The following is a 24,663-nucleotide window of genomic DNA, read 5'->3' as shown; positions in this document are numbered from 1 at the left end:
GTTCGTTTCCTGTTAATGAAATACTGGCGCGGCTGCCCGCGCCGTTAAGGTTAATCAGAGGCCGAGGGCATTACGGTGTTCTTCCATCAGGTCCACGCCGCCAACGATTTCTACCATGTTGACCAGATCGACCTCATAGAGCACCTCACCATTAATGGTCAGCTTCGCGTAGCTGTTGGTACTGCTGACTTTGGTGCTGCTGCTCTCGCCGGTTTTCCACTCGCCGGAATCCACCTCTTTATGACGCCCGCGCACAACCAGCTCAACGGCCTGCACTTCGCCGGTATCGTCACGCTGAATGGAACCGGTGAAACGCAACTGGATGCCGTCAACGGTTGCCTTGCCCATCTGCTTGAATAACAGCAGTTCGGTGCCGCCGATTGAAAATTCCGTGTCCAGTGCGCCGTCATCCAGCCCCATGTCTACGTCCACCGCGCCCGGCATACCGCCGCCGCGATACTTCTCAAACTTGCGGGTGAATTTCGGCAGGGTCAGGGACTCAACGATCCCCTGCCAGTTGTTCCCGTCGTTGAACAGGTTCAGGTGTTTTAACTTGCGTGGTAAAGCCATGATTCCCCCTTATGCAGCGACACGGCTGGCAAAATCGACCAGGTAACGATCGGTGATGCGCTGGCGCAGCATCAGGTTTTCAAGCGGAGGCACCGGCGTGTAGTCATAATCGATGGTCAGTTTCCCGGCTTTAAGGGTGTCTTTATCGTTAACAGACTCATCCAGCCAGCAGTCACCACCAATCAGGTATCCCTGGTTGACCAGACTGCGCATCTTGGCGCGTAGTCCTTCAATAATGTCGCGGGCCAGCGACGGATTAAGCACGCCATCCACCGCCCACATGTGCGCCTCCGCCATAGTGTCAGCCAGCACCTGCGCCGTGCGGGTGTAGTTCTCAAAGGCAAACAGCGGATCGTCACTGAGACAACGGGACCCCCAGAAGCGGAAGCCGTCTTTGCGGATCAATGTGGTGACGTCATTTTTGTTCAGCAGTCCCGCATCGGTTGCCGGGTCCTGCAGATCCCAGAACACATCAGCGGAAATGCCGGTGACACCGTTCACACCCACATTGGACAGGGTTTTATGCCAGCCGATCTGCTCGTCGATTTTGGCACGCAGGCCGAGCGCACGGGCGGAGGCGTAAGCCGTCGCGTCTGCTTTCAGCACGGTGTCAAAGTTGATGAAGTCAGGCCAGATCAGCATTCCCTCGCGCTGACTGAAATTCTCGCGATAGGCAATAGCTTCCTCCACCGTTTTGCAGCCATTAGCAGCAAGGTAGGCAAACCCGCGCAAGCTTTGCGCCACGCCCAGCAGTTCAGTAGCAACGGCCTGAGTGTCATGTCCCGGCACCCCAAGAATGCGCGGCTTGACACCGAGCTGCGACTGCGCCGACAGTAGCGCTTTCATGCCCGTTTTCTTACCGTCGGAAGTTACGCCGCCGATAATATTGGAGGTGGTTTCCGCTTCGGTTTCGCCCTGCGCCACACGCACAACGACAGTCACGGGTTTTGCCTGATCTGCAATCGCGTCCAGCGAGCGGGCCAGCGTGCCGGACTCCCCCGCTTTACCGCTGGCGGTGAGCACATCAGTCAGCAGGACAGGCTTATTGATGGGGAACACGGACGCATCAGCATCATCGCCGGTGCAGACCATGCCCACGATGGCAGTGCTCACCGTGGTAATAGGTCGGGTGCCCTCGTTGATTTCAACAACGCGCACCCCGTGGTGGTAATCCTGAGCCATAAGGCAGTCTCTCCGGTTGACAGGGATACCTTATGTTCTGGTTGCCAGGCGTGCGGCGCACGTATTTCACGATGTGTCAGTGCTGGTACAATATCGCCACTTTCAACGCGACTGATTTACAGGGAATTTCTTGTAAAGAGTGGAAATGCTAACATCAAAAAGCAATCCAACACGATGACGAGTTTCACCGGCGGCAAGCAACCGTCCGGCCTGCTCCCATTGTTCCGGGGTGAGCTTTGGACGCCTGCCACCAATACGACCTTTTGAACGCACCACTTCCAACCCGGCGCTGGTACGCTCAACGATCAGCTCACACTCCATTTCAATGCCAGAACGGCAAGGCTCCTCCTGAGCGAAAAGGACTTTTTTTGAAAGTTTCTGGAAAATAAAAATAGTACTATTTGTAGCATTAATTGAATCAGCCGAATTTTTCTAATTCATCAATCAGATGGACATAGCATTTGCTATAAAAAATAAAAGTATTCCTGCTATCTATATATAAATGAGTTATGTACATATAAAAGGATCATTACCGTGACAAAAATAACTTTATCTCCCCAGAATTTTAGAATCCAAAAACAGGAAACCACACTACTAAAAGAAAAATCAACCGAGAAAAATTCTTTAGCAAAAAGTATTCTCGCAGTAAAAAATCACTTCATCGAATTAAGGTCAAAATTATCGGAACGTTTTATTTCGCATAAGAACACTGAGTCTTCTGCAACACACTTTCACCGAGGAAGCGCATCTGAGGGCCGGGCAGTGTTGACAAATAAAGTCGTTAAAGATTTTATGCTTCAAACGCTCAATGATATAGATATTAGAGGTAGTGCGAGTAAAGACCCCGCATACGCCAGCCAGACCCGTGAAGCTATACTATCGGCAGTTTACAGCAAGAATAAAGATCAGTGTTGTAATTTGCTCATCAGCAAAGGGATCAACATAGCGCCTTTTCTTCAGGAAATTGGCGAAGCAGCGAAAAATGTAGGTCTGCCCGGAACAACCAAAAATGACGTTTTTACGCCAAGCGGCGCAGGGGCCAATCCTTTTATAACTCCGTTGATTTCATCAGCAAACAGTAAGTATCCACGTATGTTTATCAATCAACATCAGCAGGCATCCTTTAAAATCTATGCGGAGAAGATCATTATGACAGAAGTTGCACCACTGTTTAATGAGTGTGCTATGCCGACTCCACAGCAATTCCAACTGATACTAGAAAACATTGCTAATAAATATATACAATACACTCCCTGAACACAGAAAAACCAAAAAATATGCGGAGCCTCTTCCTGATTAATATGAACCAATAGTATCCATAATTTTCCCCAGGAACTAACTCCGGAGCTAAACCGTCATTTACCAGTGCTAAAATTATACACTCAACCATCAAAAAAAATAGCCATTGCTGCTATATAACATATAGCAGCAGTCTCTACTACATATCTATATTTTTATATCTGAGCTGGTTTCTCCGGCCAGTCTGGGTTAGCTGTATCCACCCGGTTTACCATTACGCTATAAAGTTCCCATGCTTCCAGCCGTTTAATCTCTTCATCTGTGGCAATTTTCAGTTTTACCGCCCGCGCCAGTGGCGCAATAACTGACTCTGCCTCAGCAAGAAGTTCCGCTTTTCTGGCTTCAGCCTGTGCAACCAGCTCTTCAGGCGTATATTCGCGATGCTCAACCAGTACCGGGCCTCCTTTCCTGTGCTCGATATATTTTCCGTCCACCTGGCCCTGCATCAGCTCGCGATAATACTCATCTGTCAGGGGAATTAAATCGTCAGGGTAATTATCGGATTCGGTATCCGGTTGCCAGAAAAAACCTTTTTCTTTAAAGCTGTAATAATATTCGCTCATTGATATTTATCTCCCAATCGCAAACCAGGCTACAGGAAAATTATTGACCAGATTGGCCATTCCTGATGACTTGGTGGCGGCAAAAAACTGACTGTTGCTCACCGGGTATCCGAATGCGTTATCCACCTGGGTGCCCTGAGCGTTGGTATTGGTTACAAAAACGGCAAAGCAACCAACAGGGAAAGCGCGCGGGAAATTGTAGGTTCCGTTTGAGTTACCAAGTGTTCCCCACTGCATTATAAATCCGGTGCTGTCGTCCAGAATCCAGCCCCAGTCCTGAATGCTGCCGGTATTTTTACGGGCGAAAGTCTGGTTAACATAATCAATGGTGGCGCGGGTGTTGATGTTGTTGTCACGAATTGCCAGTTCACTATTGATCCAGTCAATCGTTCCACGGGTATTTAGCTGATTAGTAATCCAGATACTCAGCCAGTTATCCCCCCACACTGAACTAAAAATGTCACCATTAGTGGTCATGCGCGCATTATCGAAATGAATATCAGTGAGCATGTGTAATCCGTTACCATTGATATAACCCACTTTGGCACCGTTACAGTAAATATCCAGTACGCCATCCGCGCTGCCGATAAATCCACTGTCACTGTCACCGATATTTATACACGGTGTGCTGCCGTCAAAAACGCCGGTTCCGATATTGCCTATACTCACGCGTTTTGTCGGGTTCAGGGTTTCTTTTAAACCGATATTTTGTACAAACCGCGGCTTGTCAGGAATGTCTGCACCGTTCTGTGATTTTTGTAGCGCATCGGCGGCACGATTTATCGTTTCTCCTAAACCGAAGTATGCGAGAAGGCCGGCGACATCTTTTCCGCTTAAATTCGTCAGCGTATTGTCCAGCGGCTGCTTTCCACCAAGAGCGTTTAACATCGTTGTGGCAAAATTCGGGTCATTCCCCAGAGCCGCTGCCAGCTCGTTCAGCGTATCCAGTGCTGCAGGCGCAGAATCCACCATTGCCGCAATAGACGATGCCACAAATTCCGTGTTCGCAATCTGTTTAGTGCTGTTACCCGCCGCTGGCGTCGGTACCTTTGGAATCCCTGTGAGTGTCGGGCTGTCCTTCTGCGCATACTGTGAATGCGGGTCCGGCGCAGCAAGATGCTTTGCCATCAGGTCGTCTACATATACCTTCAGCTCCAGCGCCTTATCATCTACATATTTACGGGTTGCCAGCACTACTGCAGGGTCAATTTTCAGGGTGATGTTATCGGTGCTGCTGGTAATCAGTACCATGCGCACGGTCTGCGTACGTCCGCTCCCTTCTGTCAGCTGCGGCTTGTAGCTCTCAGGGCAGTTACCCACAGCGATCAGCGCACCGGTTTCATCAAACAGGCCAACTTCACGAATCCACCACCCGCCCTCAGTTTCCGGGATTACCTGCTCAGCAATAATCTGGCTGTTGTTCTGCGGGTCGATATACAACATATTCAGCGCTGCGCGGCGCCTCTCAGCAACTAACGCGGTCTGTTGTGCGCTGGGTGTGGGCAGCACACCGCCACCGTCGCCCACCGCCATATGGGTAATTTTCAGCGGGATACCGAGCGCGGTGGCGCTTGCCAGTTTCGCCGCGCCGATCTCCGTCAGCAGGGTATAAAATTTTGCGCTCATGGATTCACTCTCATTGTGTCAATAACATGGACTGCCCCGCCTTCATGTGCGGTGCCGCCGGAAATGATGGTTTCGTTGATATACGGATACACCGTGATTTCTTCGCCAAGGTAGCTGGCTGCGCCAACCCAGTAAGGGCCGCTGGTCTGCATATTAATGGACATACCTGTCATGTGGCGGCTGCATGGTTTGGCATCGCTTATCAGGCGCTCAAGCTCCAGATAGGTGTCTTCGGTGATACCATGATCCTGTACGCCAATATCCAGACGGAACGTCCCCGGCGTTTCGCCGGTCTGCCACCACTCAATGATGCGGATCAGGAAGCCGAACGGCTCAACCACACGCCGCACGGCGCTGGTTGTTCCTTTATGCTGATGGATATAGAAAGCATCCTGCACCACACGGCGTTTGACATTTTCTGTCCAGCTTTCATCCCAGCGGTCAACGGAAAACGCCCAGGCCAGATAAGGCAGGAATCTGATCGGGCAGGTTGCCGGGTTCCACAAATCACGCAGCGATATCTGCAGATCGGAAATCCCGCTGCAGGTCTGCGCCAGTCGGCGCTCAAGCGGCGACGAACCCGGCGGCAACAGACTATTCATCCGTGCCCCCGTTGGTAACGCTCCATTCGGTACAGGATGCCGCCTGTGTCTTATCCAGCACCACATCCTCCAGAGGGGACGTCAGCTCCACACGCTGGACGCCCTCCACGTGCAACGCGGCATAAATGGCGCTGCGGCGGATATCACGTCCCAGCCGCGTCTGACTGGCGATGTACCTCTGCAGGCTGGCTTTTGCCGCCACCATAACAGGCTCCGCTTCCGGCCCCGGATAAAGAAAAATGGTAGCCTCCACCCGGTACGGGATGATCTCCGCACTACGAACCGTCAGACGGTCAGCCACCGGGCGTACACTCTCACTGTTCAGGGCTTTTTCAACCACATCCAGCAGGTCTTTTACTGCTGTACCGTCACCCTCCCGGCTCAGCACGGTAAGTACCACCTCTGCAGGGGCCGGACTGGTTGCGCTGGCATCTGCCACACGTCCGTCCGCACTTCTGGCGTGAAATTCATAGGCTCCCGTCGGGCCAGCAACCGACAACCCCTCAAACGCAGCAGGGATGCGCTGGCGTAGCGCCTCATCATCTTCCATCACTGCGGCGACCGGCGGTACTGCATCATTATCAGCAGGCACTACAGTCAGGCGTTTCACGTTGCAGTTGGCTGCCAGCTGCTCAAGATCATTTCCCATCGAATAGGCCACCATCACCGCCTGCGCAGCCTCGTTAATACGCTGGCGCAGCAGGATTTCGCGGTATGTGCTTTCCTGCAGCAGCTTGGTGACGGGTTCAGATTCCAGCGCCAGCGTGCGCCGCACCGCGTCCTGTTCATCCACAGGATAAAGAGCCACAAAAGCGGCCTTGCGCTCAGCCAGCAGCGTCTCAAAATCCGGCACGTCCACTATCTGCGGCGCGGGCAGCCGGGAAAGGTCAATCACTGCCATTGTCTGCTCCTGTAGTTACCGAAAGTGAAACCGGCGCGCCGTTGTTGCGCTGCCCGGTAAGCTCAACCACCATAGAGCCGTCAAAATTGCCGTTGATGGTGATGGAGTCCAGCGTAAGGCGCGGCTCCCAGCGGTTCAGCGCCACATAGACTGCAGACATAATCTGCAGGCGCAGTGCCGGGTTCTGCGGCTGGTCAATCAGGGCTGACAGTAGGGAGCCATATTCCCGGCGAGCAAGACGACTGCCCTGCGGCGTCAGCAGAATATCCCGCACCGACTGGCGCAGATGGTCGGTATCTGCAATGACCTGCCCGTCATTCCTGCTCATACCGATATACAACGTCATACCGGACCTCCCGATGTATCCCCGCCTGGCTTAACGCCAGTGTGACCGTGTTTATCCATCACGACCCCGTTAGAACTCATTGCGCCGCCGCCCTGGGTGACGCCGCCGTTGATCACCACCTCGCTATTAATGCGTGTTGTGTCAGCCTCCACCACAAACTCACCGGTTTTTAGGGTGATATTGTCCGCCGCCTCGATCACCATGGATTTGATACCCCGGACATGCCACCTCCCGGTGGCGGGTTCGTACTCAAACCAGCCCCCGTCCGGGTACTCCGTCACGCAGCCGTCCACAGAATCCGACGGCGGCGCAAACTGATTGGAGTAGATGGCGGGCAGCACAAAAGCGGTTTCCAGATTGCCGCCCATGCTCAGCACCACCACCTGCTCATCCGGCGACGGGCACCACCATGTACGGGCACCACCGGCACGCAGCGTCAGCCAGTTAATCCAGTTAGTTTCAAGCTCGCCCACTTTCACCCGGCACAGCCAGTTTTCCCGGTCCACTTCGGTCACGGTGCCGGTGCGGATCAGGTTGGTGATAAGGCGCATGATTTCGGTCAGTTGTGCATTCATAACGAAAGGTTGCCATCAGAGGGAAAAGGGAGGCAGCGCGGGCGCTTGTGCCAGCAGTGGCACAAAGATCACCCCGCCAGCCAGCGCAGCAGAGTGTCACGGGTGATGGTTTCCACCTCATCATTCACGCCCAAAAGGCGGCGCTCTGCGTAGCGGACCTCCGGGCCTTTTCGGCTGACGCGATCACGCAGGCCGTAATGGTGAACACGGGCAATGCGCTGCACCTTGCCATCAAACTGCACGCTGGCGGAGTCCGCACTGGCGGCGGTTTTCAGGTATTTTGTGGTGCGAAGCTTTGCAAACATCTGGCGTTTGATACGTCCCTTCTTGCTGCGGGCTGTCACCCTGCGCGGCTCATAGCCGATGCCGTCAGGATTACGCTGCAGCCTGATGTTCTGCTGCTGCGTCCGGCGCAACTGTTGCGCCAGTTGCCGCATCATACGGTTGCGTGCGGCAGGCTCCAGATTCGCCAGCAGCGCCGTCAGCCAGTCATCAACCTTCTGCAGCTCATCCACGTTTCACCGTCCACATTTCTTCGGGTTCGTCCGGCTCCGGCACCGCTTCAACGCTTGACACGCTGCCGTCAGTGCTGACCAGCACACGCTCAGTCAGTTGCAGGTTCATGCTGATATCGCACACATCGTTTCGCAGAATATCCACTTCAAAGGTGAACAGTTTTTCGCGCAGATCCGGGTTGTTGATGGCGTCCGGCTGGCTGGTACTGAGCCACAGCAGGACTGGGGCCATCAGCAGATTCTGGTCGCCGCTGAAATCCTCGATCACCACGTTCAGGGTGTAGCGGTATTCCCATGACATGGAACTGGCTCCTGTTGCCACCAGTGATCCGTTATCAACGAAAAGGTGCAGCTTGTCCGGGTTGTCCCGGACATAGGCAACCGCTTTATTCAGGGCGCTGCGTAAGGACTGCGGTTTGTTCACTGTCTCGCTCCTGACACGCAATAATTGTGTCCACTTTGTCAGCACAGACCGCCCAAGCGGCCTCGGTTTCATCCAGCACCGCATTCAGATCGCCGTTACTGCGCGGCGCTGACCTTTCCAGGCGGCACTGCGTCACTCTGGGACAGCCACTCACGGTAAGCTGCACCTCCGGCGAGGGCCGGGCGGTCCCGCAACCTGATAATGTCAGCAGGCAAAGGAGTGTCAGCCCAGCGGCGTAAATCCTCGTTTTCACTTTTTAGCTCCTCGATCCGGCGCTGGCGACTTCGCAACAGTGCGGTGGTCTGCTCCGCAGCCGCATAAAGCCGCGTCTGCTCCCGGCTGTTGGTTTCGGTCAGAATGGACAGGCCGATCAGCTGGCTGTTTTTCTTCGTCAGCTCCTGCGTTTTGCTTTTCAGCGCCGCGCCCTGCGTTTCGATGGTGTGGCTGGCATTGTTTAACCGCCACGACTGCCAGCCCAGCGCCGCAAGTGCCAGCGCCAGCACTACCGCCAGCGCACGCATCAGGCCGCCATCGGCTCATGAAGCTGCGAGCGGGCAATCTGATACAAAACCAGCGTCAGCAGGTAAAACACCAGGGTGATCACCCATCCCGAAAACGCCAGGCACAGAACAATAAGCAGCCTGATAGCCCATGTACGCACGGGTTTTACGGGGTGCGCCCTGAATTTGATTAATGCCGCCCTGACCTCATCGCGCGCCCGATCTCCGGCGAACCACCCGACAGCGCACAGCGCAGCAAGCAGCCAGGCGAGGAAGCATGACACCTGGACAGACGCACCAACCAGAACCGGCGCACCGCTGCGCGGATACAGCAGGCTGATTACCAACAGCGCAGCCCATGCCAGCTGGAAAAAAACGCTCATGACTTTCTTTTTCATTCCGTTAGGCTCCTTTTAAGCACCAGGCCATTTCCCGCGCGCGGCGGTTGTCCAGCCCCTGATTAAACACACCTTTGACATATACCCAGCGCGGCAGCTGATGGCAGGCATCCGCCCAGCGCCGCTGGTTCAGCAACTTAACCAGCGTGGAGCTGCAGGCGTTGCCGGTGCCCACGTTGAAAGCAAACGACACCACCGCGTCATAGACCTTTTGCGGCATCGGCTGCACCACACATTTTTCCAGCGCCCGCTCCACGCGCAGCACATTGGTGATAAGTCCCTGCGCCGCCTGCCGTTCCGTGATGGTTTTTCCAGGCACCACACCGGACGTATTGCCGATCCCGTCAGTCCAGACGCCCGCGCTACACTGATAAGGCTGCAGGCGGCATCCCTCGTAATCGGCGATCAGTTTCAGCCCCTCAACGGAGGTATGAAGCGACTGAAATCCGGGCAGCGTGGCTGCGATAGCCAGCACTGCCCCGACAAGGCAGCACTTAACGATTGAAGGATTCATATTCCCCCCGCGAAATCTTGCCGCCACGTAACAATTTGAAAGACTGGTGTTTGTAGTACCAGTTGATAGCCAGCATCAGCACACCAATCAGTACGCCGCCAACCGTTGACGCATCCTTGAGCGACAGATCGCCCAGCCATGCCAGCAGCACGGCAATGCAGTAAGTGATAAAGGCGCTGATTCGTTCAAGCGTCATAATTCAGTCCCATAGCTGGACGGTCTGCGCCGTGGTTGACGCCGTAATGTCCGGCAGCTCCACCTGCAGCCCGTGCGGTAAAAATGGGCCGTACTCAGCCAGCCCCGGATTTGCCTGCAGAACCTGCTCAGTGACACCCTGCGTGCGCCCGTAATGACGCCAGCAAAGCGCGTCCACCGTGTCATACTGATGCGCACGCACTTTCATCAGATAAGCTCCACCGTACAGTGCGGTGCATCCTGCACCCGGCTGATGGCCCAGCGGGCATCACGCCACAGATCGCCGCTGGCCTCCGCCAGCTCCTCCCCTCGCTTCACGCCTGACGCCGTGGCGTCATAGTCCTGATAACGCTCATTAAGCACAGCGCGCGCCCAGCAAAAAACAGCGTTGTGGTAGTGCCGGATACGCTCGCTTTTACCGTCCAGCATTTCTGCGGGAACCTCAGCAAGTGTCCGCCAGCCCAGCATCTGCTGACGGTTGCGGAAGTCGTACAGCTCAGCGTTAACCTCAGAGATCGCCGTCAGCACGACCTGCTTTAAACGCGGCTGCGTCACCGTGCCGTCAGTGCGCATCACACTGCGAAATTCCGACAGGTTCACATCAGGCCAGAACGGCGTATTTTTGATGACCTCCGCCTGTTCCGGTGCCTGTTCTGGCGCAACAAACTTCATGCGGCGTTCTCCTGAATAAGTGGGCGGTGGACGGAATTTTGATGTGGCAGTGCCTTTCGCCATCCCGTGCCGCCCGTGCGCGGGGCACGTTCGTTAGCGGCTGTCATTGCGCAGTCTGCGCTCCAGCTGCTGCTTTTCTTTTTTCACACCGCAGCGGGGATCAAGCTGCAGCGCATGGTTAAGGTGATTCAGGGCAGACGCCGGGTTGCTTTCGCTCAGTACAGCACCGATGGCTTTATGCAGGCGCGCCCGCGACTGGTCCGGCATATCCAGATCGGTGGTCAGGTCCAGCGTCTGCAGAAGCGGATCGGCATCAAAACCGGCAGCGGCAAGCAGAGCGCTTTGCGCCGCGTCTGCCATTTCTTCTGCCAGCACGGTCTGCACGTTACGGTTGCCCAGAGGCATCACCCAGCCATGGCGCAGCGCATGGCGCCCGATTTCGAGCGCACCGGCATAATCACCGGCGTCGATACGCCACAGCATCACGTACATCAGCACGTCATCCTGCTGCGCACCTCCGGCAGCCAGCACGCCCTCCGCCCAGGCGGAATATTTCGGCAGCAGTTCCACCTTGATTTCCGCCTTTTTCACCGTGGACTGGACGCCCTTGAGGCGGCGGCGGTCTTCTGCCAGCTGCAGCAGCATCAGGTCATAGCCCGACGCATGGCGAACACTGCCGCCCTCACGGGCGGCCTGTTCAGCCTGAATGCGCAGGCGGTGCTGCCGTGCGGGACTCAGGCTCATGCGTTATTCCCCACTTTCCGGTGCGGCAGGCGCGCTGAAATCACCGATTTCGATGTTTTCTACCAGCGCCGCGCAGCGGTAGTCCTCGACCACATACGCCTCGTTGACGGATTCAAAGTTTTCAATCCGGTCGCGTTTCGGGTTGTCGATAACTGAACGGCGGCGGGTGTCTTCCTGCCAGTAGATGGACAGGTTATCCAGACGGGTGATCAGCAGGGCATTTGCCGGGAAGAAAGGCGCGCGCACAGCCTGCAGGCCGCCCATGCGTTTCTGGCTGATGATCAGATCGGCGGCGATTTTCTCGCTGTTGTCCTGCTCTTTGTTGACCAGCGGGAAATACTTGTCAGACAGCAGTTCACGTCCGCAGACAACAACCAGCTCGTCATCATCCTGATACTCCACATCGATCAGCTCGTTGACGGTATCCATCACCACCGCGTCAAGATTTACATACTTACCACCCGGACCTACTTTTACTGGTTCTGCAGTAGTGGTGCCGTCTTCTGCGGTTTTGCTGCCCATGACGTGATCCGGCGCGTCTTCGCGGATTTTCTGCAGCCAGCCTTTATTGACGTCCTGCAGCAGCGGGTTTTCAGCACGGTTGGAGGTTTTGGCGCGCTTCACGCCGTTAAAGCCGATCATGATGCGGTCCAGCGCCTGACGCTTGACGATGGCGTTGCGGATACGCACCTGGAAGTCCTGGAATTTCGCCCACAGGTCCAGTTTTGCGTAGGTCAGCACCGTATCAAAGTTGGTCTGCTCGCATTTGTATTCCACGTCTTCCATCAGCGTCGGATCGGTAGGCTCGCGCTCTTTGGTGGTGGTATCGGTGGTTCCGGCAATGGTGCTGCCAACGCCCAGCCCCAGCAACTGACCGGACTGCTCAGTGACCGGCGTGATGTTAATCAGCGTCAGGAAAGCAGCAGACTGCTGGATGTGGTCTTCCAGAGTCTGCTGCACGGACGGCTCCACGGTGAACTTGCTGGAGAGTTCTTCAACATCCACACCATTCAGGCGCGCCAGCTGCTGCAGGTAAGCGTTAAAGGCAAAGCGGGTTTTCTTTTTCATCGGGTTTTATGCTCCATCAGCAATTGGTCAGGGTGCCTGCCGGTGCGTCACCGCCCGGCGCGCGCTGGCGGTAATCCTTGCGGCTGTCTTCGCGGCTCAGTTGCTGCTGTAGCTCGGCAAAGGCGGTCTGCTGTTCCTGCAGGGAGGACTCCAGCGCGGAAAGGCGCTCACCGTTTTCAGCCAGGGATTTATCAGTGCGCTCGCTCAGGTTCTGCTGCTCGGTGGCGACAAGTTCCACGGCTTTATGCACATCGGAGAAACGCGCATCGTCGGTCTGCTCTTTTTTGGTGAACAGCGCGGTGACGCTGGCAAAGAGGGACGGCTTTTCGTCCTGGGCTTCTTCCAGTTCGATCAGCGTTTCAACCGCTTCCGAAAACAGGTTTTCAGGGTTCTGCTTACGGTTTGCCAGCGGGTTATGTGCGGCGCTGGCGCTGAAAGCCAGCATTTCGGTGCCAAGGCTCGCAGGATCGTCCGTCGCACCCAGCCCCACAAGGTAGGCTTTGCCGGTGTCGGCAAACTTCGTGCTGACCTCCATGGAGGTGAAAAGCTTCTGGCCTTTTTTCACCAGTTCCACCAGGGCGTCAGTGGGTTCGATATCGGCATAAAGTGCCATCTTGCCCGCCAGCGGGCCGTCCTGGATTTCTTCTGCAACCAGCCCCGTCACCCTGCCATAGCGGTTAAAAGTGCTCTCCGGCAGATAAGACTTGATGTGCTCAAGGTTAATCAGCGCGGTATAGACCGTCGGGTTGTAGCTGGCAGCCATCTGTACCAGCCATTCACGCTGGATCTCGCGCCCGTCAGTGGTGGCACCTTCCACCCCGATGCGGAAACGCTTTGCTTTCACTGTCATGAGCCGTGCTCCGTTAGAAATAACTTACTGGAGTCTTATGTTTGCGGTGATGGGGGGAGTGAGACAACGCGCTGTATTTGTACGGTAAACCACACAAACCGCAGCCGGGGAAAGCCGCCATCCAAGGCCGTATGTTTGGGCCATGAACACGACACTGACCCCCGCAGACCTCGATCCCCGTCGGCAGGCCATGCTGCTGTACTTTCAGGGATACCGCGTAGCCCGCATTGCTGAAATGCTGGGCGAAAAAGTTGCAACCGTTCACAGCTGGAAAAAACGCGACAAGTGGGGCGACTATGGGCCGCTGGATCAGATGCAGCTCACCACCGCCGCACGTTACTGCCAGCTCATCATGAAGGAGCAGAAAGAAGGGAAAGACTTCAAGGAAATTGACCTGCTGGCGCGCCAGTCAGAGCGTCACGCCCGGATCGGAAAATTTAACGACGGCGGGAACGAAGCAGATTTAAACCCGAAAGTAGCCAACCGTAACAAAGGTCCGCGCAGGCAGCCGGAAAAGAACGTTTTCTCCGACGAACAGATCGAAAAGCTGGAAGAAGTCTTCCACGCCTCAATGTTCGACTATCAGCGTCACTGGTTTGAAGCAGGAAAAATAAACCGCATCCGTAATCTGCTCAAGTCGCGCCAGATTGGCGCCACGTTTTATTTTGCCCGTGAAGCATTGATTGACGCCCTGCTGACCGGACGCAACCAGATTTTCCTTTCTGCCAGTAAGGCACAGGCGCACGTCTTTAAGCAGTACATCATCGACTTTGCAAAAGAAGTTGAGGTGGAGCTGAAAGGCGATCCTATGGTGCTACCCAATGGCGCAGCATTGTACTTTCTCGGCACCAACGCCCGTACGGCGCAGAGCTACCACGGCAACCTGTACCTTGATGAATATTTCTGGATACCGAAATTCCAGGAGCTGCGCAAGGTTGCCTCCGGTATGGCCATTCACAAGAAATGGCGACAAACCTACTTTTCCACGCCGTCCAGCCTGACCCACAGTGCCTATCCGTTCTGGTCCGGCGCGCTGTTTAACCGGGGCCGAGCCAAAGCGGACAAGGTAGATATTGACCTGACCCACAGCAACCTTGCACGCGGCCTGCTCTGCCCTGACGGACAGTACCGCCAGATCGTCACCGTGGAGGATGCGGTGCGCGGCGGCTGTAACCTGTTCGACCTCGACCAGCTGCGCATGGAGTACAGCCCGGACGAATACCAGAACCTGCTGATGTGCGAATTTATTGACGATCTGGCGTCAGTATTCCCGCTCAGCGAACTGCAGGCGTGCATGGTGGACAGCTGGGAAGTCTGGACCGATTTTCAGGCGCTGGCGCTGCGCCCGTTTGGCTGGCGCGAAGTCTGGATCGGTTATGACTCGGCGAAAGGTACGCAGAACGGTGACAGCGCAGGTTGTGTGGTTATTGCTCCGCCCACTGTACCGGGCGGAAAGTTCCGCATTCTGGAGCGTCATCAGTGGCGTGGGATGGACTTCCGCGCCCAGGCTGACGCCATTAAAAAGCTGACACAGCAGTACAACGTGACCTATATCGGCATCGACTCGACCGGCGTCGGTCACGGTGTTTACCTGAACGTAAAAGACTTTTTTCCAGCAGTACGAGAGTTTGTCTACAACCCCAACGTCAAAAACGCCCTGGTGCTCAAGGCGTACGACATTATCAGCCACCGCCGTCTGGAGTTTGACGCCGGGCATACCGACATTGCGCAGTCCTTTATGGCTATCCGCCGGGCCACCACCGCCAGCGGCAACCGCCCAACCTATGAAGCCAGCCGCAGCGAAGAAGCCAGCCACGCAGATTTGGCCTGGGCAACGATGCACGCACTGTTTAACGAACCGCTGCAGGGCGAAGCCGCCAATACCAGCAATATTGTGGAGATTTTTTGATGAGTGAACACGACGCCCTGACCAGCACCGCGCCAGTGCAGGAGGCCGAACAGCAGAAGAATACAACTCACGCCGAAGCGTTCAGCTTTGGCGATCCGATCCCGGTACTGGACCGCCGCGAACTGCTGGACTATGTGGAATGCGTACAGATGGACAGATGGTATGAGCCGCCAGTAAGCTTTGACGGGCTGGCGCGAACCTACCGCGCCGCTGTGCATCACAGCTCACCGATAGCGGTTAAGCGTGACATTCTCAGCAGTACGTACATCCCGCACCGCCTGCTCAGCCAGCAGGCTTTTGCCCGTTTCGTCCAAGATTATCTGGTGTTCGGTAACGCCTATCTGGAAAAGCGCACCAACCGGCTCGGCGGCGTTCTCTCACTGGAGCCAGCACTGGCGAAGTACACACGCCGTGGCTTGGACCTCGACACCTACTGGTTTGTGCAGTACGACCTGACCACGCAGCCCTATGAATTTACACAGGGCAACATCTTTCACTTTATGGAGCCGGATATTAACCAAGAGATTTACGGGCTGCCCGGCTATCTCTCCGCCATTCCGTCAACCCTGCTCAACGAGTCCGCAACGCTGTTCCGCCGGAAGTATTACATCAACGGCAGCCATGCGGGGTTCATCATGTATATGACCGATGCAGCACAGAATCAGGAGGACGTGAACAATATCCGCCAGGCAATGAAAAGCGCCAAAGGGCCGGGCAACTTCCGCAACCTGTTTATGTACTCGCCCAATGGTAAAAAGGACGGCATCCAGATCATCCCGTTGTCGGAAGTTGCGGCAAAGGATGAGTTTCTTAACATCAAGAACGTTAGCCGCGATGACATGATGGCAGCGCACCGCGTGCCACCGCAGATGATGGGCATCATCCCCAACAATACCGGCGGCTTTGGTGATGTGGAAAAGGCCAGCCGCGTGTTTGTACGAAATGAATTAATACACCTTCAAGAAAGGATTAAAGAACTCAATGAATGGTTAGGGGATGAAGTCATTAGATTTGCGAAATATACACTCGACGACATAAGCTAATTTTATTATAAAAGATGGTGCCATCATATAACGATGACACCATCGCCCCTAAAATTTATCAATTTCCATACATGAAATAGCATCATTGAAAATCGAAAAATGCTCATCAGGAACCACTGCAGAAGCCCCACTGGTTAATTCAAAACTAATCTTTGAATCAAGGTAAAACCCTCCTGCTTTTATTTTATCGAGCTTGAATTCACTATCCCCAACAAAAATCTTCAAATCATGCAAAGCATCGCCGCTAGAATTCAATTCCAAACATGCTCTTGTTTTTTCAGTAACAGGAAGATTTGACACCTTCACTTTGGAAATGCCAAACACCTTTACGCCGAAATTTTCTCGAATGACCCTCATGAAAGCTTTAAGATCTACGGTTAAATTCCCATAAGCAACATTTAACCCTTCGGCCTGAGACAAAAAATCGATAAAAGGTTTAACTGTTTTTGGAGGATTGTAAAAAGTTAACAAACATATCTTATTGCTGAGGGTTTGGATAGAAAAACTAATCTGATCAAATACAACCCTTTCGAATTCCAGCACCTCACCAAATGGATCGGCAATCGGCTCTAAAACAACAGATTTTTTATTGAAAGTTGCAGTCATACCATTATGAATGGTTTCATACTTAGTAAAACCAGCACCAATAGCATCAGAATAAGGCGTGTTTTTGATAAAATCAAAGACAGCTTCAGGGCTGGTCCTGATTTTCAATCTCATCCACTTCAATCTTAATTGTGACATAGCCACTCCTTATGATGTATTAGCTGATTTCCATTATAATAGAATAAGCTCTATTTTCAATTAATTTATTGAATCGCTCAGTTTCTCTACCAGAGAGTTTTTGCGGCTTACTGAAATATTGTCCGTTTGCCTTATATTTTCTGACTCCCTTAACTAAATATGAGAAATTAGTACAATTGAGAGGATCACCAAATTGGGCCTCAAGCTCAAATATATCTGGATCTGCCAAGTTCTCCTTGACCTTCCATTTTATTTTCCAGATATAGAATCCTCTATCATAAAGATCACTTAATTCATCAGATTTAAGTACCCCCTCACCCCTAGGTGATGCCCTAGACACATGCACTCCAGTTTCGGTGTTTCCATCTTCAGCCTCTATAGTTTCAGGCTTAGGGTGATATACATAAGCATCAGTAACATCCAGTAACTCATAGCCATCAAGTGTACGGATTAATTTATCGAAGAATAAAGTTCTAACATCAGCAGATGTATTGTGAGAGAGTGAAATTTCGTTTAATTTTAAATCAAGGTTACTATCATCCGCTTGCTCGTTCTGAATAGCGCTGATGTGCCCCAGTAAAAGCCCCTCGTAATCGTCAAGGTTTTCATTATCTGGACGACGGATACTGTAACCATCATCAAGAGGCTCAATTTCAATTAACGCCTCTTTATTAATAGCCTGTTTGAAATCACTTTTTCCATAATTAGTTGAAAGATATCTAATATTAATCAGAACTCGCGGCCCATCCACGATTATTTTACAATAATCATCCTGCCCGGTAATTTCTTTCTTAAGTTTTTCTGCCGCGTCTATAATACCTTTCTTATCTATACCAGTCTCAATTCTTACACATGTAATTTTTTCGGTCCTTGTCTGGCCACCTAGCAGGGTTGCAATTTTTTGATACTCGTAATAATCATGAGTCATTCGAGAATAGTTTCTTGCCAATTCCTTTCGAGGAGTTTTTTTACATATAATCGTTCCTCTCTCTAAGAAAAGGTCTTGAATTTCATTTAGGGTAATTTGCTTTTGGTTTAAAGCATCATACAAAGCTTTATCAGTTACGCTGTGAATATTTTTCATTTCGGCTCCCAAGAAATAACTTCTGCAGAGAAGAATTCTTTTACTGTAGACACAACTTTAACGTCTAAATCTTCAAGCCTCTTTTTAGCTTCTTCATCTAACCCATACTCATGCGCATATTTTTCAACTCCCCGTTGAAAATGGGAGAGAATCCTCTCATCTTTTTCTCGATATGCCAGCCTTATCCTAATTTTATTTATACCATCAAGAATTTGATAATTTGACAAAATATCTAACAAATAAAAGAATTCATTGTCGCTGTTACCTTTTTTGTTGTAATACACAACAAACCCTTCTGGATAAACTTCCTCCTCAATACCTTTAGCTCTGTTAAATTTATAAACAGCACCATGTTTGATAACCATGAAAGGTGATGACAAGACTTCTATAGTAGCTGGAAGATATTTTTCAGTCACAGCAACCTTATGAAAAGTCAATTGAGGGTAATAGAATCCATATTCTTCATCAGGAAACTCTTTCTTGGCAATCAAATCATTCATATCATTCGTTATTGCCAACATATAATTAATCAGAAACGGATCGATTATATGAATTTGCTGACCTGCGGATAAAGGAATCTTTTCTAAGTTGACAGCCTTATCTCTTCTTCCTTTAGCGGGTTTGGGAGGATTAAAAAACTCATAAAAATCATGCTGCAACTGATTATCATGATTAAAAACAAACAGTAAACCGCGAACTTCACAGTCAATTTGAGAAAAATTATATTTTTCTGACCACTCAGGACTATAGCGAGCACATTCAATAGTTTTTGCTAATGACGCCAATGCAGATTCTATTTTTGACGCATTTATTGAACCTGCTTTATAACTTTTTAAATCAGTATTTAAATAAATAACTTTGTTTAAATATGGGTCTTTATAACTAAATACAACATCTACAGGATGCGTGTGCTTCTGCTTCTTACCTTCAGGCTTATGTTTAGCCTCATCATCACAAAGGAAATCTCGGTCGCAGGGGCCATGCTGCTGCCACTTAAATCGACTCAGTAGATCCTCCGATATGCGTTTCGCCAAATCTTCAATAGGGCCGTTCTCTGCCATTTGATTTCCTTACTTTTTTGCAGACAATTCTAATTGAAAGATAAAGGTAAGCTTTTTTGCTTGCAAGGACTTTGGACCTAACGTGAGACGCTGAGCGCGCGCTCGTATCCCCGCCACGCCTGCCCGCTTTGTGTAGTGGTTTTCATGCACCTGCATGACATAAGCAAAAGCCCGCCAGTTCTGGCGGGCCTGAGCAAAAACGATCCTCAAACGATCATGCGATTTCATGCGGCATAGACATGCACAACAGCGCTAACGCCTCACGTGGCTCGTTGTTCAACCTTGCGGACGGTAAAAACCAGTTTTATCGTCCGCAACGTTCGCTAATGTAACCAGCTGTCGTCCTCCCAGACCTGCTGCATTATTTCCATCACTCGCTTTTTGTCTTCATCCAGTTTTAACCCGCTCAGTTCAACACCATTGGCGCTGCCCTTGCGGATACGAATTGCTGTTTTGGGATACAGAGGGCGCAAATTACGGTAAAGCTCGGATTCAAGGGCGTCCAGTGTAGCCTGGCTAATCTTCTGCTCTTTATCGATCATTATTTCAATGCGCATACAGATTTCCCTTAACTGGTTACGTCCATTGACCGGCAGTATTCATGGCTGCGGATTTTCGCCATCAGCTCGTCGGTCAGTTCTGACACCCACTGGATAGCCAGCCGCTTTTCTTCGTCGCTGCACTCACTAGCCGCTACAAGCTTAATAAAAAAATCAATGCGCTGGAGCTTCAACGACTCCAAAATATAGTCCTGCATCTTCCCTCCTATCACGACCTCGGATACGCATTAACTGCATGTATATCCACTGTTTATATATACAGTGCACCCCTGATATCCAAAAGTAAAATATTTTTTATCCGTCAATGAGAACGTTCTTACGAAGGTCGTTAAGAGCATGAATTGTTAAAGCCTTGCCGTCAGTATCACTGACGCCATTTGTCATCTTCCTGCAGTCGATGGTTGCGGTAAAAAATCCGTAGCCCGGCACCTGACGGAATGCTGCCACCACGCAGAAGCAAATCAATCTCAGATGCACTACCTTCAAACCCTCTGGCTGTCAGTTCTGCCTCAAGCTGCAGGCGTTGCTGCTCCGAAATATTCTGTTTGTATACTGTTTTCCGCTTCGGTTTTACCAGTCTCAACCTGGCTGTAAGTTCCCGCCGTTCCTTCTGGCCCATATTGTGGAGATAATCCTGCAGTTCCTTCTCATTCATGGTTTTAATATCGGGTAAATCACCCCCTGATTTGTTCAGATTTTCAACAGGGGGACAGTTATTGCCACGAGTCCAAGGGGCGCAAGCGCCCTGGTCGGCTGCCGCCTCCTGAACGTCAACGGCCTTACGAACCTTTTTCCACTTCACCGCGTGCGTGCAAATCTTGCCCTCCGCAATCGGGGACCAGATGCCATATATACGGATACCGTGATCGCCGTAGGCGCTCGGCTCATCGTTAAGCTCATATGCCGTGCGGACAAGGTGATGTTTGCGGGGAACCAGCACACCGCCCTGCTTCATGATATAGGTGGCAAAGCAGCCCGCATCAGCCGCCGCCAGTACCGCATCCAGACGCGGATTATCCAGTACCGGCGCACCCGCTTTGCGTTCGCCCTGCACTCTCGCCGCCTGACCAGCCAGCAAGCGCAGCTCGCGGTATGCCTGACGCCCCGGAATACCAAAGAAACGGAACTGCTGGACACGATGCAGTGACGCCCAGGCGCTGACATGCTCGGCGCTGTCACGCAGTGATCTGCCGGTTTCTTTGCTGATTTCTTTAGCCAGCCCGCGCCCGTCGATGTTCTTGCTGATGTATTTGGCGATGTAGCTTGTCGGCGTACCCTTGCGCGGGTTGATTAGCTCGGGCTTGAAGCGCGGCCCGGTATTGGCGCCCAGCTCCTCGCGGTCTTCACGGATGGCAAACTTACGCAACAGCGCGGTGATGGAACGGCGGTCTTTTTTGCGCATGAAGCACAGAAGATGCCAGTGCACGGTGCCGTCATGGTGCGGCTCTGCAACGCGGACGCCATACCAGCGCAGCCCGGCCTTGTGCATTGCCTTGCGGAAAGCGGCGAACGTATCAACCAGATAGTCACTGCTCTGCCGGACAGTGGCACTGGTCCACTTCGGATTAGGCCTGCCGTTGTTGAGGGTTGCGTGGAAGCGTGACGGGCAGGTGATGGTATAAAACACCGCGCAGTCTCCGCGCATTTCCGCGATCAGCTCCAGCCCCTTAACACAGGCCATCATTTCATTACGGCGGTGCGCCGGGTTGCTGTTGCTGGCGTTCACCACGTCTTCCATGTCCAGCGTGTCGCCGTCTTCGTTGATCAGCTCATGCGAGCGGAAGAACTCCAGCGATTTGCGGCGCTGCTCGCGTTTGTGGATCACGGCTTCGTAGCTGACATACGGTGAGGCTTTCTTGTTGACCAGGCAGACGGCGCGCAACTGCTCCTCCCGCCACTCGCAGCGCATCTGCCACAATTTGCGATACCACCAGTCCGCGCACAGCATACGGGCCAGCGACGGTGGGATCAGTTCATAAGGCACCGGCTTACGGCGGCGCTTTTTGCGGCGCAACTGCTCAAACGCAGGCGGGATGACCTCAAGGCGCATGGCCTCTGCAGCAACCCTTTCCCATGCCTGACGAATTTCTTCTGGTTTAACATCATCACTGACAAACAGATCACCGCAGGCTGCATCAAGACACATGCTCATATGTGCCGCAACCAGCGTGGATAGGCGTTTAACCTGATCCTGATTCATTTCAGGGAGTACCAGCAGCCCCTCCAGCCCGTCATGACTCGCCATGAACCGGAAAGAGGCAGATACCTGACTGTCGCGCACGCGCTCCAGCCGCTCAAGACACGGCCTGATTGTTTTTTGCAGGTAGCGGGAATAAGCTTTTGCTCTGCCCAGACTATGGAAATATTTAATCCGCTCCAGCAGAGGCTTGCTGATATGCGCCGGTTGGGCGCCCACGTTGGCAATAATGACCAGATCGGGATTAAAACGCTGCTGCTCGCGCGCCGTTTTGGCATGGCTAATCAGCCGATCCTGCTCCATTTCACGCTGGACAGGATCACGGGATTCATTGAAGAAATAGCGCTCCCAGACCTCATCGCTCAGCGTCTCACGGCGCAACTGCTCCTGCTCGTTATCCACAGCGTAAAGAGCGATCAGGTTTGAAAGCGCAGACTCCGGCGCAAATTCCGCCGGGTCCAGATACGGGTTAACCGCTTTTTTTGGGGTATTCCATGGAAAGGCTGCGGCGGCCTCATTCGAGCCGCCGGTGGTTTGTGCATAATGTAATGTGATTTTACTCACTGCCACGCCCGCACCTCAGTTTCCACCGAGACATCAGGACCAGACGCCAAATCAACACCGAACCAGCGCACTAACTTCGTAGCGATGATTTCTGTTGCAGATTTACCATCACCTGCAGCCACACCCATGCTGCGCTTTGCGATGATGCGGTGGCGGGTGAAATTACGATATAAGGAACGTGTCAGAGAGGTGTCGCTGTTGGACACAATAATCGGATGACCTTCTGATGACCGGCGTTCAAGAATAGACGCCAGATGGTACTGATCGTCCCCGGTAAAACTGGCAGTGTGATAACCGCTAAATGTGCCGTCATATGGCGGATCACAATAAACCACATCCCCCGCCCGCAGCATTGCCAGCGTCTCATCATAGCTGGCGCAGATAAACGTTGCGCGTTGTGCCTTTTTTGCAAAAGCACGTATTTCGTTTTCAGGGAAGTACGGATTTTTATAATTACCGTAAGGGACATTAAAATGACCGCTCAGGTTATAGCGGCACAGTCCACGATAACCATGACGATTGAGATAAAGGAAATATACTGCTTTCATGAAATCAGTAATTTCAGAGGAATGATTAAATTCATGCCTAATGTTGTAATAAGCAACTTCTCTATTCGCAATCGCAAAAATATTCTTTGCGCGTGATATGAAAGCTTCACAATCAAGGGCAATTTTTTTATAGAGATTGATAAGATCTGGATTAATATCCGCGACAAGATAATGAGGATAGTCTGTTGCCATCATCACAGCACAGGAACCGGCGAACGGCTCCACCAGTCGCTGACCTGCAGGCAGATGCTTAATCAGTTCCGGCATGATGGCGGTTTTATTTCCCGCCCATTTCAGGATGGTGCTCATTTAGCACCACCTTTAGCCAGAGCACGGACAAGCCCTAACGTCATTTTGCAATCAGCTAAAGCACGGTGCGCCTTACCTTCAACTACAACACCTTCATGCGCAGCAGCATCAACCAGCTTATGCCATTTATAGCCATTAAATCGTCCCGGCTCGCCTCGATACTCTGCATAAAGCTTCATCGCGCAAACAGAATGAGCAGCAAGCATCCATGGCGCACCTTCAGAAGGTCTTTCATTCAATGCGTAGGTCTGACGAATTAACCGGAGATCAAAATCGGCGTTATAGATAACAAACCCAAAGCGCCGAAATAGTTCCTCCACTGCCCCGCATATATCAGTCCAGGCAGGGGCAAAAGCAACCATTTCATTAGTAATTCCATGAATTGCTATTGCTTCATCAGGGATAGGCTTAGTGGGCTTAATAAGCGTATTAAGCATAATAAACCCATGACTATCAATAATGCATATTTCAACTATTTCCGCATCATCACCCAACCCGGTCGTTTCGGTATCAATAAATAAGTAGTCATTATCAAGCCATTGATTTGCACGTTGGCTAATTGTCATCTTATCGGTATTCATACAGCACCTCCATTGTAGTGTTTGCCTTTCAGCTCTGCGATTTCCTGACAGGTGACGCAGCACTGCACGCCCGGAATGGCGCGGCGGCGTGCTGGCGGGATCGGTGCATCGCAATCAATGCAGAGAACACGGGAAACGCCCGGCGTTTTATTGCGGGCGGTGTGAATGTGGCGCTGGCGTTCTTCTTCAACGCGCTGCTGTACGAGGTCCATTGAATCAGCCATCAGTGGATCTCCTGCGCTTCGTTCTGAATCTTCACCGCTTCCTGACGCAGCAGCTCAGCCGCTTCCGTGTGGTTAAGCTGACGTGACACGATACGGGCAGCCAAAGAGTCCAGACGTGCTGCCATCACATCAGCGCGTCCACGGCGTTCTTCCATGCGTGCATCAGTCAGCATCTGGTTAAGGCCAGCATCATCTGGTCCTGTTTTGGTGATTCGGGTTTCAATATTTCGCATTGTTGTTTCTCCTGAATTTGGGCAATAAGAAGCCCGGCGGGTTTACGCCTTTAATTTCGGTT

General features: G+C 52.3%; 34 protein-coding genes and 1 pseudogene. 3 read left to right on the top strand and 32 right to left on the bottom strand.

Going from position 1 to position 24,663, the window contains the following annotated elements; all coding sequences use genetic code 11:
• Window positions 1-54: 54 nt before the first annotated feature.
• The 3 genes and pseudogenes from J4685_RS09130 to J4685_RS09120 all read right to left on the bottom strand — a co-directional run.
• Window positions 55-570: a phage major tail tube protein gene (locus tag J4685_RS09130; protein ID WP_001207653.1), complete on the bottom strand. Its 516-nt coding sequence runs from the start codon at window positions 568-570 to the stop codon at window positions 55-57.
• 9 nt (window positions 571-579) lie between these two features.
• Window positions 580-1,752 carry a phage tail sheath protein gene (locus tag J4685_RS09125; protein WP_000046101.1) on the bottom strand — a complete coding sequence of 391 codons (1,173 nt, stop codon included), beginning with the start codon at window positions 1,750-1,752 and terminating at the stop codon, window positions 580-582.
• Window positions 1,753-1,854: 102 nt separating this feature from the next.
• A pseudogene (locus tag J4685_RS09120) lies at window positions 1,855-2,076 on the bottom strand (helix-turn-helix domain-containing protein); the annotation flags it as partial.
• A 210-nt stretch (window positions 2,077-2,286) separates the two neighbouring features.
• Between J4685_RS09120 and sopE the strand changes: the two are divergent.
• Window positions 2,287-3,009 (top strand): SPI-1 type III secretion system guanine nucleotide exchange factor SopE, encoded by a 723-nt coding sequence (gene sopE, locus J4685_RS09115; protein WP_000161709.1) that lies wholly within the window; start codon window positions 2,287-2,289, stop codon window positions 3,007-3,009.
• Between the two features lie 197 nt (window positions 3,010-3,206).
• Here sopE and J4685_RS09110 read toward each other — a convergent pair whose 3' ends face one another.
• The 18 genes from J4685_RS09110 to J4685_RS09030 all read right to left on the bottom strand — a co-directional run bounded on the left by J4685_RS09110 (window position 3,207) and on the right by J4685_RS09030 (window position 13,544).
• Complete coding sequence (locus tag J4685_RS09110) at window positions 3,207-3,614, bottom strand: tail fiber assembly protein (protein WP_000006337.1); 408 nt, start codon at window positions 3,612-3,614, stop codon at window positions 3,207-3,209.
• A gap of 6 nt (window positions 3,615-3,620) precedes the next feature.
• Window positions 3,621-5,240, bottom strand: a complete 1,620-nt coding sequence (locus tag J4685_RS09105) for a phage tail protein (protein ID WP_001274654.1) — start codon at window positions 5,238-5,240, stop codon at window positions 3,621-3,623.
• The gene (locus tag J4685_RS09100) at window positions 5,237-5,842 is read right to left on the bottom strand and encodes a phage tail protein I (RefSeq protein WP_001086800.1); all 606 of its coding nucleotides are present in this window, start codon (window positions 5,840-5,842) and stop codon (window positions 5,237-5,239) included. Before J4685_RS09100 ends, J4685_RS09105 begins: the two co-directional genes overlap by 4 nt.
• Window positions 5,835-6,743, bottom strand: coding sequence for a baseplate assembly protein (locus tag J4685_RS09095; protein WP_000268328.1), 909 nt, complete (start codon window positions 6,741-6,743; stop codon window positions 5,835-5,837). Before J4685_RS09095 ends, J4685_RS09100 begins: the two co-directional genes overlap by 8 nt.
• The gene (locus J4685_RS09090; RefSeq protein WP_000177408.1) at window positions 6,730-7,089 is read right to left on the bottom strand and encodes a GPW/gp25 family protein; all 360 of its coding nucleotides are present in this window, start codon (window positions 7,087-7,089) and stop codon (window positions 6,730-6,732) included. The genes J4685_RS09095 and J4685_RS09090 overlap by 14 nt, the downstream gene beginning before the upstream one ends.
• Entirely contained in the window at window positions 7,086-7,664 is a 579-nt protein-coding gene (locus tag J4685_RS09085) for a phage baseplate assembly protein V (RefSeq protein WP_000993747.1), read from the bottom strand. The genes J4685_RS09090 and J4685_RS09085 overlap by 4 nt, the downstream gene beginning before the upstream one ends.
• Before the next feature lie 68 nt (window positions 7,665-7,732).
• A complete protein-coding gene (locus J4685_RS09080) occupies window positions 7,733-8,179 on the bottom strand; it encodes a phage virion morphogenesis protein (RefSeq protein WP_000343944.1) in 447 nt (148 codons plus the stop codon).
• Window positions 8,172-8,603 (bottom strand): phage tail protein, encoded by a 432-nt coding sequence (locus J4685_RS09075; RefSeq protein WP_001039961.1) that lies wholly within the window; start codon window positions 8,601-8,603, stop codon window positions 8,172-8,174. The genes J4685_RS09080 and J4685_RS09075 overlap by 8 nt, the downstream gene beginning before the upstream one ends.
• Entirely contained in the window at window positions 8,566-8,814 is a 249-nt protein-coding gene (gene lysC / locus J4685_RS22520; RefSeq protein ID WP_223229656.1) for an Rz1-like lysis system protein LysC, read from the bottom strand. Before lysC ends, J4685_RS09075 begins: the two co-directional genes overlap by 38 nt.
• Window positions 8,699-9,127: an Rz-like lysis system protein LysB gene (gene lysB / locus J4685_RS09070; protein ID WP_024131238.1), complete on the bottom strand. Its 429-nt coding sequence runs from the start codon at window positions 9,125-9,127 to the stop codon at window positions 8,699-8,701. The genes lysC and lysB overlap by 116 nt, the downstream gene beginning before the upstream one ends.
• Entirely contained in the window at window positions 9,124-9,501 is a 378-nt protein-coding gene (locus tag J4685_RS09065) for a DNZ54_00345 family protein (RefSeq protein WP_000731034.1), read from the bottom strand. Before J4685_RS09065 ends, lysB begins: the two co-directional genes overlap by 4 nt.
• 4 nt (window positions 9,502-9,505) lie before the next feature.
• A complete protein-coding gene (locus tag J4685_RS09060) occupies window positions 9,506-10,015 on the bottom strand; it encodes a lysozyme (RefSeq protein WP_001069889.1) in 510 nt (169 codons plus the stop codon).
• Window positions 9,996-10,211: an HP1 family phage holin gene (locus J4685_RS09055; RefSeq protein ID WP_000171565.1), complete on the bottom strand. Its 216-nt coding sequence runs from the start codon at window positions 10,209-10,211 to the stop codon at window positions 9,996-9,998. Before J4685_RS09055 ends, J4685_RS09060 begins: the two co-directional genes overlap by 20 nt.
• A gap of 3 nt (window positions 10,212-10,214) precedes the next feature.
• Window positions 10,215-10,418 (bottom strand): tail protein X, encoded by a 204-nt coding sequence (locus J4685_RS09050; protein WP_000868184.1) that lies wholly within the window; start codon window positions 10,416-10,418, stop codon window positions 10,215-10,217.
• Window positions 10,418-10,882: a head completion/stabilization protein gene (locus J4685_RS09045; RefSeq protein ID WP_000673540.1), complete on the bottom strand. Its 465-nt coding sequence runs from the start codon at window positions 10,880-10,882 to the stop codon at window positions 10,418-10,420. The genes J4685_RS09050 and J4685_RS09045 overlap by 1 nt, the downstream gene beginning before the upstream one ends.
• Window positions 10,883-10,975: 93 nt before the next feature.
• Complete coding sequence (locus J4685_RS09040; protein ID WP_000059175.1) at window positions 10,976-11,626, bottom strand: terminase endonuclease subunit; 651 nt, start codon at window positions 11,624-11,626, stop codon at window positions 10,976-10,978.
• A 3-nt stretch (window positions 11,627-11,629) separates the two neighbouring features.
• Window positions 11,630-12,694, bottom strand: a complete 1,065-nt coding sequence (locus J4685_RS09035; protein ID WP_000730751.1) for a phage major capsid protein, P2 family — start codon at window positions 12,692-12,694, stop codon at window positions 11,630-11,632.
• A gap of 16 nt (window positions 12,695-12,710) precedes the next feature.
• On the bottom strand, window positions 12,711-13,544 hold the full coding sequence (locus tag J4685_RS09030) for a GPO family capsid scaffolding protein (protein ID WP_000216272.1): 834 nt from the start codon (window positions 13,542-13,544) through the stop codon (window positions 12,711-12,713).
• A 142-nt stretch (window positions 13,545-13,686) separates the two neighbouring features.
• Here J4685_RS09030 and J4685_RS09025 point away from each other — a divergent pair, with 142 nt between their 5' ends.
• Both J4685_RS09025 and J4685_RS09020 read left to right on the top strand, forming a co-directional pair.
• The gene (locus J4685_RS09025) at window positions 13,687-15,453 is read left to right on the top strand and encodes a terminase ATPase subunit family protein (protein ID WP_001098454.1); all 1,767 of its coding nucleotides are present in this window, start codon (window positions 13,687-13,689) and stop codon (window positions 15,451-15,453) included.
• On the top strand, window positions 15,453-16,496 hold the full coding sequence (locus J4685_RS09020) for a phage portal protein (RefSeq protein ID WP_011233140.1): 1,044 nt from the start codon (window positions 15,453-15,455) through the stop codon (window positions 16,494-16,496). The genes J4685_RS09025 and J4685_RS09020 overlap by 1 nt, the downstream gene beginning before the upstream one ends.
• A 48-nt stretch (window positions 16,497-16,544) precedes the next feature.
• On the opposite strand, the gene J4685_RS09015 is transcribed toward J4685_RS09020, so the two are convergent.
• From J4685_RS09015 to J4685_RS08965, 11 genes are all read right to left on the bottom strand, one after another.
• The gene (locus J4685_RS09015; RefSeq protein WP_000080839.1) at window positions 16,545-17,240 is read right to left on the bottom strand and encodes a hypothetical protein; all 696 of its coding nucleotides are present in this window, start codon (window positions 17,238-17,240) and stop codon (window positions 16,545-16,547) included.
• 19 nt (window positions 17,241-17,259) lie between these two features.
• Complete coding sequence (locus J4685_RS09010) at window positions 17,260-18,324, bottom strand: hypothetical protein (protein ID WP_000789325.1); 1,065 nt, start codon at window positions 18,322-18,324, stop codon at window positions 17,260-17,262.
• Window positions 18,321-19,385 carry a hypothetical protein gene (locus J4685_RS09005; protein WP_000829584.1) on the bottom strand — a complete coding sequence of 355 codons (1,065 nt, stop codon included), beginning with the start codon at window positions 19,383-19,385 and terminating at the stop codon, window positions 18,321-18,323. Before J4685_RS09005 ends, J4685_RS09010 begins: the two co-directional genes overlap by 4 nt.
• A 9-nt stretch (window positions 19,386-19,394) precedes the next feature.
• Window positions 19,395-19,613 carry a hypothetical protein gene (locus J4685_RS09000; protein ID WP_000835188.1) on the bottom strand — a complete coding sequence of 73 codons (219 nt, stop codon included), beginning with the start codon at window positions 19,611-19,613 and terminating at the stop codon, window positions 19,395-19,397.
• A 95-nt stretch (window positions 19,614-19,708) separates the two neighbouring features.
• On the bottom strand, window positions 19,709-19,942 hold the full coding sequence (locus J4685_RS08995) for a DinI family protein (RefSeq protein WP_001217561.1): 234 nt from the start codon (window positions 19,940-19,942) through the stop codon (window positions 19,709-19,711).
• A gap of 11 nt (window positions 19,943-19,953) precedes the next feature.
• On the bottom strand, window positions 19,954-20,142 hold the full coding sequence (locus tag J4685_RS08990) for a hypothetical protein (protein ID WP_001154438.1): 189 nt from the start codon (window positions 20,140-20,142) through the stop codon (window positions 19,954-19,956).
• 167 nt (window positions 20,143-20,309) lie between these two features.
• On the bottom strand, window positions 20,310-22,712 hold the full coding sequence (locus J4685_RS08985) for a replication endonuclease (RefSeq protein WP_000301196.1): 2,403 nt from the start codon (window positions 22,710-22,712) through the stop codon (window positions 20,310-20,312).
• Window positions 22,703-23,563, bottom strand: coding sequence for a DNA adenine methylase (locus tag J4685_RS08980; RefSeq protein ID WP_000104130.1), 861 nt, complete (start codon window positions 23,561-23,563; stop codon window positions 22,703-22,705). Before J4685_RS08980 ends, J4685_RS08985 begins: the two co-directional genes overlap by 10 nt.
• Window positions 23,560-24,144: a 3'-5' exonuclease gene (locus tag J4685_RS08975; protein ID WP_001090717.1), complete on the bottom strand. Its 585-nt coding sequence runs from the start codon at window positions 24,142-24,144 to the stop codon at window positions 23,560-23,562. Before J4685_RS08975 ends, J4685_RS08980 begins: the two co-directional genes overlap by 4 nt.
• Window positions 24,141-24,368 carry a TraR/DksA family transcriptional regulator gene (locus tag J4685_RS08970; RefSeq protein ID WP_000785510.1) on the bottom strand — a complete coding sequence of 76 codons (228 nt, stop codon included), beginning with the start codon at window positions 24,366-24,368 and terminating at the stop codon, window positions 24,141-24,143. The genes J4685_RS08975 and J4685_RS08970 overlap by 4 nt, the downstream gene beginning before the upstream one ends.
• Window positions 24,368-24,601: a DUF2732 family protein gene (locus tag J4685_RS08965; RefSeq protein ID WP_001244240.1), complete on the bottom strand. Its 234-nt coding sequence runs from the start codon at window positions 24,599-24,601 to the stop codon at window positions 24,368-24,370. The genes J4685_RS08970 and J4685_RS08965 overlap by 1 nt, the downstream gene beginning before the upstream one ends.
• Window positions 24,602-24,663: the final 62 nt, after the last annotated feature.

The organism is Salmonella sp. 32100201201700099SM (assembly GCF_017572645.1).
GTDB lineage: Bacteria > Pseudomonadota > Gammaproteobacteria > Enterobacterales > Enterobacteriaceae > Salmonella > Salmonella enterica.
The sequence above is the reverse complement of the archived record's forward strand: the minus strand, read 5'-3'. Positions and strand labels throughout refer to the sequence as shown.

Excerpts from the sequence above, each read along its gene's own strand:
- J4685_RS09130 (WP_001207653.1), bottom strand. The coding sequence starts at position 570 with ATGGCTTTACCACGCAAGTTAAAACACCTGAACCTGTTCAACGACGGG.
- J4685_RS09125 (WP_000046101.1), bottom strand. The coding sequence starts at position 1,752 with ATGGCTCAGGATTACCACCACGGGGTGCGCGTTGTTGAAATCAACGAG.
- J4685_RS09110 (WP_000006337.1), bottom strand. The coding sequence starts at position 3,614 with ATGAGCGAATATTATTACAGCTTTAAAGAAAAAGGTTTTTTCTGGCAA.
- J4685_RS09105 (WP_001274654.1), bottom strand. The coding sequence starts at position 5,240 with ATGAGCGCAAAATTTTATACCCTGCTGACGGAGATCGGCGCGGCGAAA.
- J4685_RS09100 (WP_001086800.1), bottom strand. The coding sequence starts at position 5,842 with ATGAATAGTCTGTTGCCGCCGGGTTCGTCGCCGCTTGAGCGCCGACTG.
- J4685_RS09095 (WP_000268328.1), bottom strand. The coding sequence starts at position 6,743 with ATGGCAGTGATTGACCTTTCCCGGCTGCCCGCGCCGCAGATAGTGGAC.
- J4685_RS09090 (WP_000177408.1), bottom strand. The coding sequence starts at position 7,089 with ATGACGTTGTATATCGGTATGAGCAGGAATGACGGGCAGGTCATTGCA.
- J4685_RS09085 (WP_000993747.1), bottom strand. The coding sequence starts at position 7,664 with ATGAATGCACAACTGACCGAAATCATGCGCCTTATCACCAACCTGATC.
- J4685_RS09065 (WP_000731034.1), bottom strand. The coding sequence starts at position 9,501 with ATGAAAAAGAAAGTCATGAGCGTTTTTTTCCAGCTGGCATGGGCTGCG.
- J4685_RS09060 (WP_001069889.1), bottom strand. The coding sequence starts at position 10,015 with ATGAATCCTTCAATCGTTAAGTGCTGCCTTGTCGGGGCAGTGCTGGCT.
- J4685_RS09055 (WP_000171565.1), bottom strand. The coding sequence starts at position 10,211 with ATGACGCTTGAACGAATCAGCGCCTTTATCACTTACTGCATTGCCGTG.
- J4685_RS09050 (WP_000868184.1), bottom strand. The coding sequence starts at position 10,418 with ATGAAAGTGCGTGCGCATCAGTATGACACGGTGGACGCGCTTTGCTGG.
- J4685_RS09045 (WP_000673540.1), bottom strand. The coding sequence starts at position 10,882 with ATGAAGTTTGTTGCGCCAGAACAGGCACCGGAACAGGCGGAGGTCATC.
- J4685_RS09040 (WP_000059175.1), bottom strand. The coding sequence starts at position 11,626 with ATGAGCCTGAGTCCCGCACGGCAGCACCGCCTGCGCATTCAGGCTGAA.
- J4685_RS09035 (WP_000730751.1), bottom strand. The coding sequence starts at position 12,694 with ATGAAAAAGAAAACCCGCTTTGCCTTTAACGCTTACCTGCAGCAGCTG.
- J4685_RS09030 (WP_000216272.1), bottom strand. The coding sequence starts at position 13,544 with ATGACAGTGAAAGCAAAGCGTTTCCGCATCGGGGTGGAAGGTGCCACC.
- J4685_RS09025 (WP_001098454.1), top strand. The coding sequence starts at position 13,687 with ATGAACACGACACTGACCCCCGCAGACCTCGATCCCCGTCGGCAGGCC.
- J4685_RS09020 (WP_011233140.1), top strand. The coding sequence starts at position 15,453 with ATGAGTGAACACGACGCCCTGACCAGCACCGCGCCAGTGCAGGAGGCC.
- J4685_RS09015 (WP_000080839.1), bottom strand. The coding sequence starts at position 17,240 with ATGTCACAATTAAGATTGAAGTGGATGAGATTGAAAATCAGGACCAGC.
- J4685_RS09010 (WP_000789325.1), bottom strand. The coding sequence starts at position 18,324 with ATGAAAAATATTCACAGCGTAACTGATAAAGCTTTGTATGATGCTTTA.
- J4685_RS09005 (WP_000829584.1), bottom strand. The coding sequence starts at position 19,385 with ATGGCAGAGAACGGCCCTATTGAAGATTTGGCGAAACGCATATCGGAG.
- J4685_RS09000 (WP_000835188.1), bottom strand. The coding sequence starts at position 19,613 with ATGAAATCGCATGATCGTTTGAGGATCGTTTTTGCTCAGGCCCGCCAG.
- J4685_RS08995 (WP_001217561.1), bottom strand. The coding sequence starts at position 19,942 with ATGCGCATTGAAATAATGATCGATAAAGAGCAGAAGATTAGCCAGGCT.
- J4685_RS08990 (WP_001154438.1), bottom strand. The coding sequence starts at position 20,142 with ATGCAGGACTATATTTTGGAGTCGTTGAAGCTCCAGCGCATTGATTTT.
- J4685_RS08980 (WP_000104130.1), bottom strand. The coding sequence starts at position 23,563 with ATGAGCACCATCCTGAAATGGGCGGGAAATAAAACCGCCATCATGCCG.
- J4685_RS08975 (WP_001090717.1), bottom strand. The coding sequence starts at position 24,144 with ATGAATACCGATAAGATGACAATTAGCCAACGTGCAAATCAATGGCTT.
- J4685_RS08970 (WP_000785510.1), bottom strand. The coding sequence starts at position 24,368 with ATGGCTGATTCAATGGACCTCGTACAGCAGCGCGTTGAAGAAGAACGC.
- J4685_RS08965 (WP_001244240.1), bottom strand. The coding sequence starts at position 24,601 with ATGCGAAATATTGAAACCCGAATCACCAAAACAGGACCAGATGATGCT.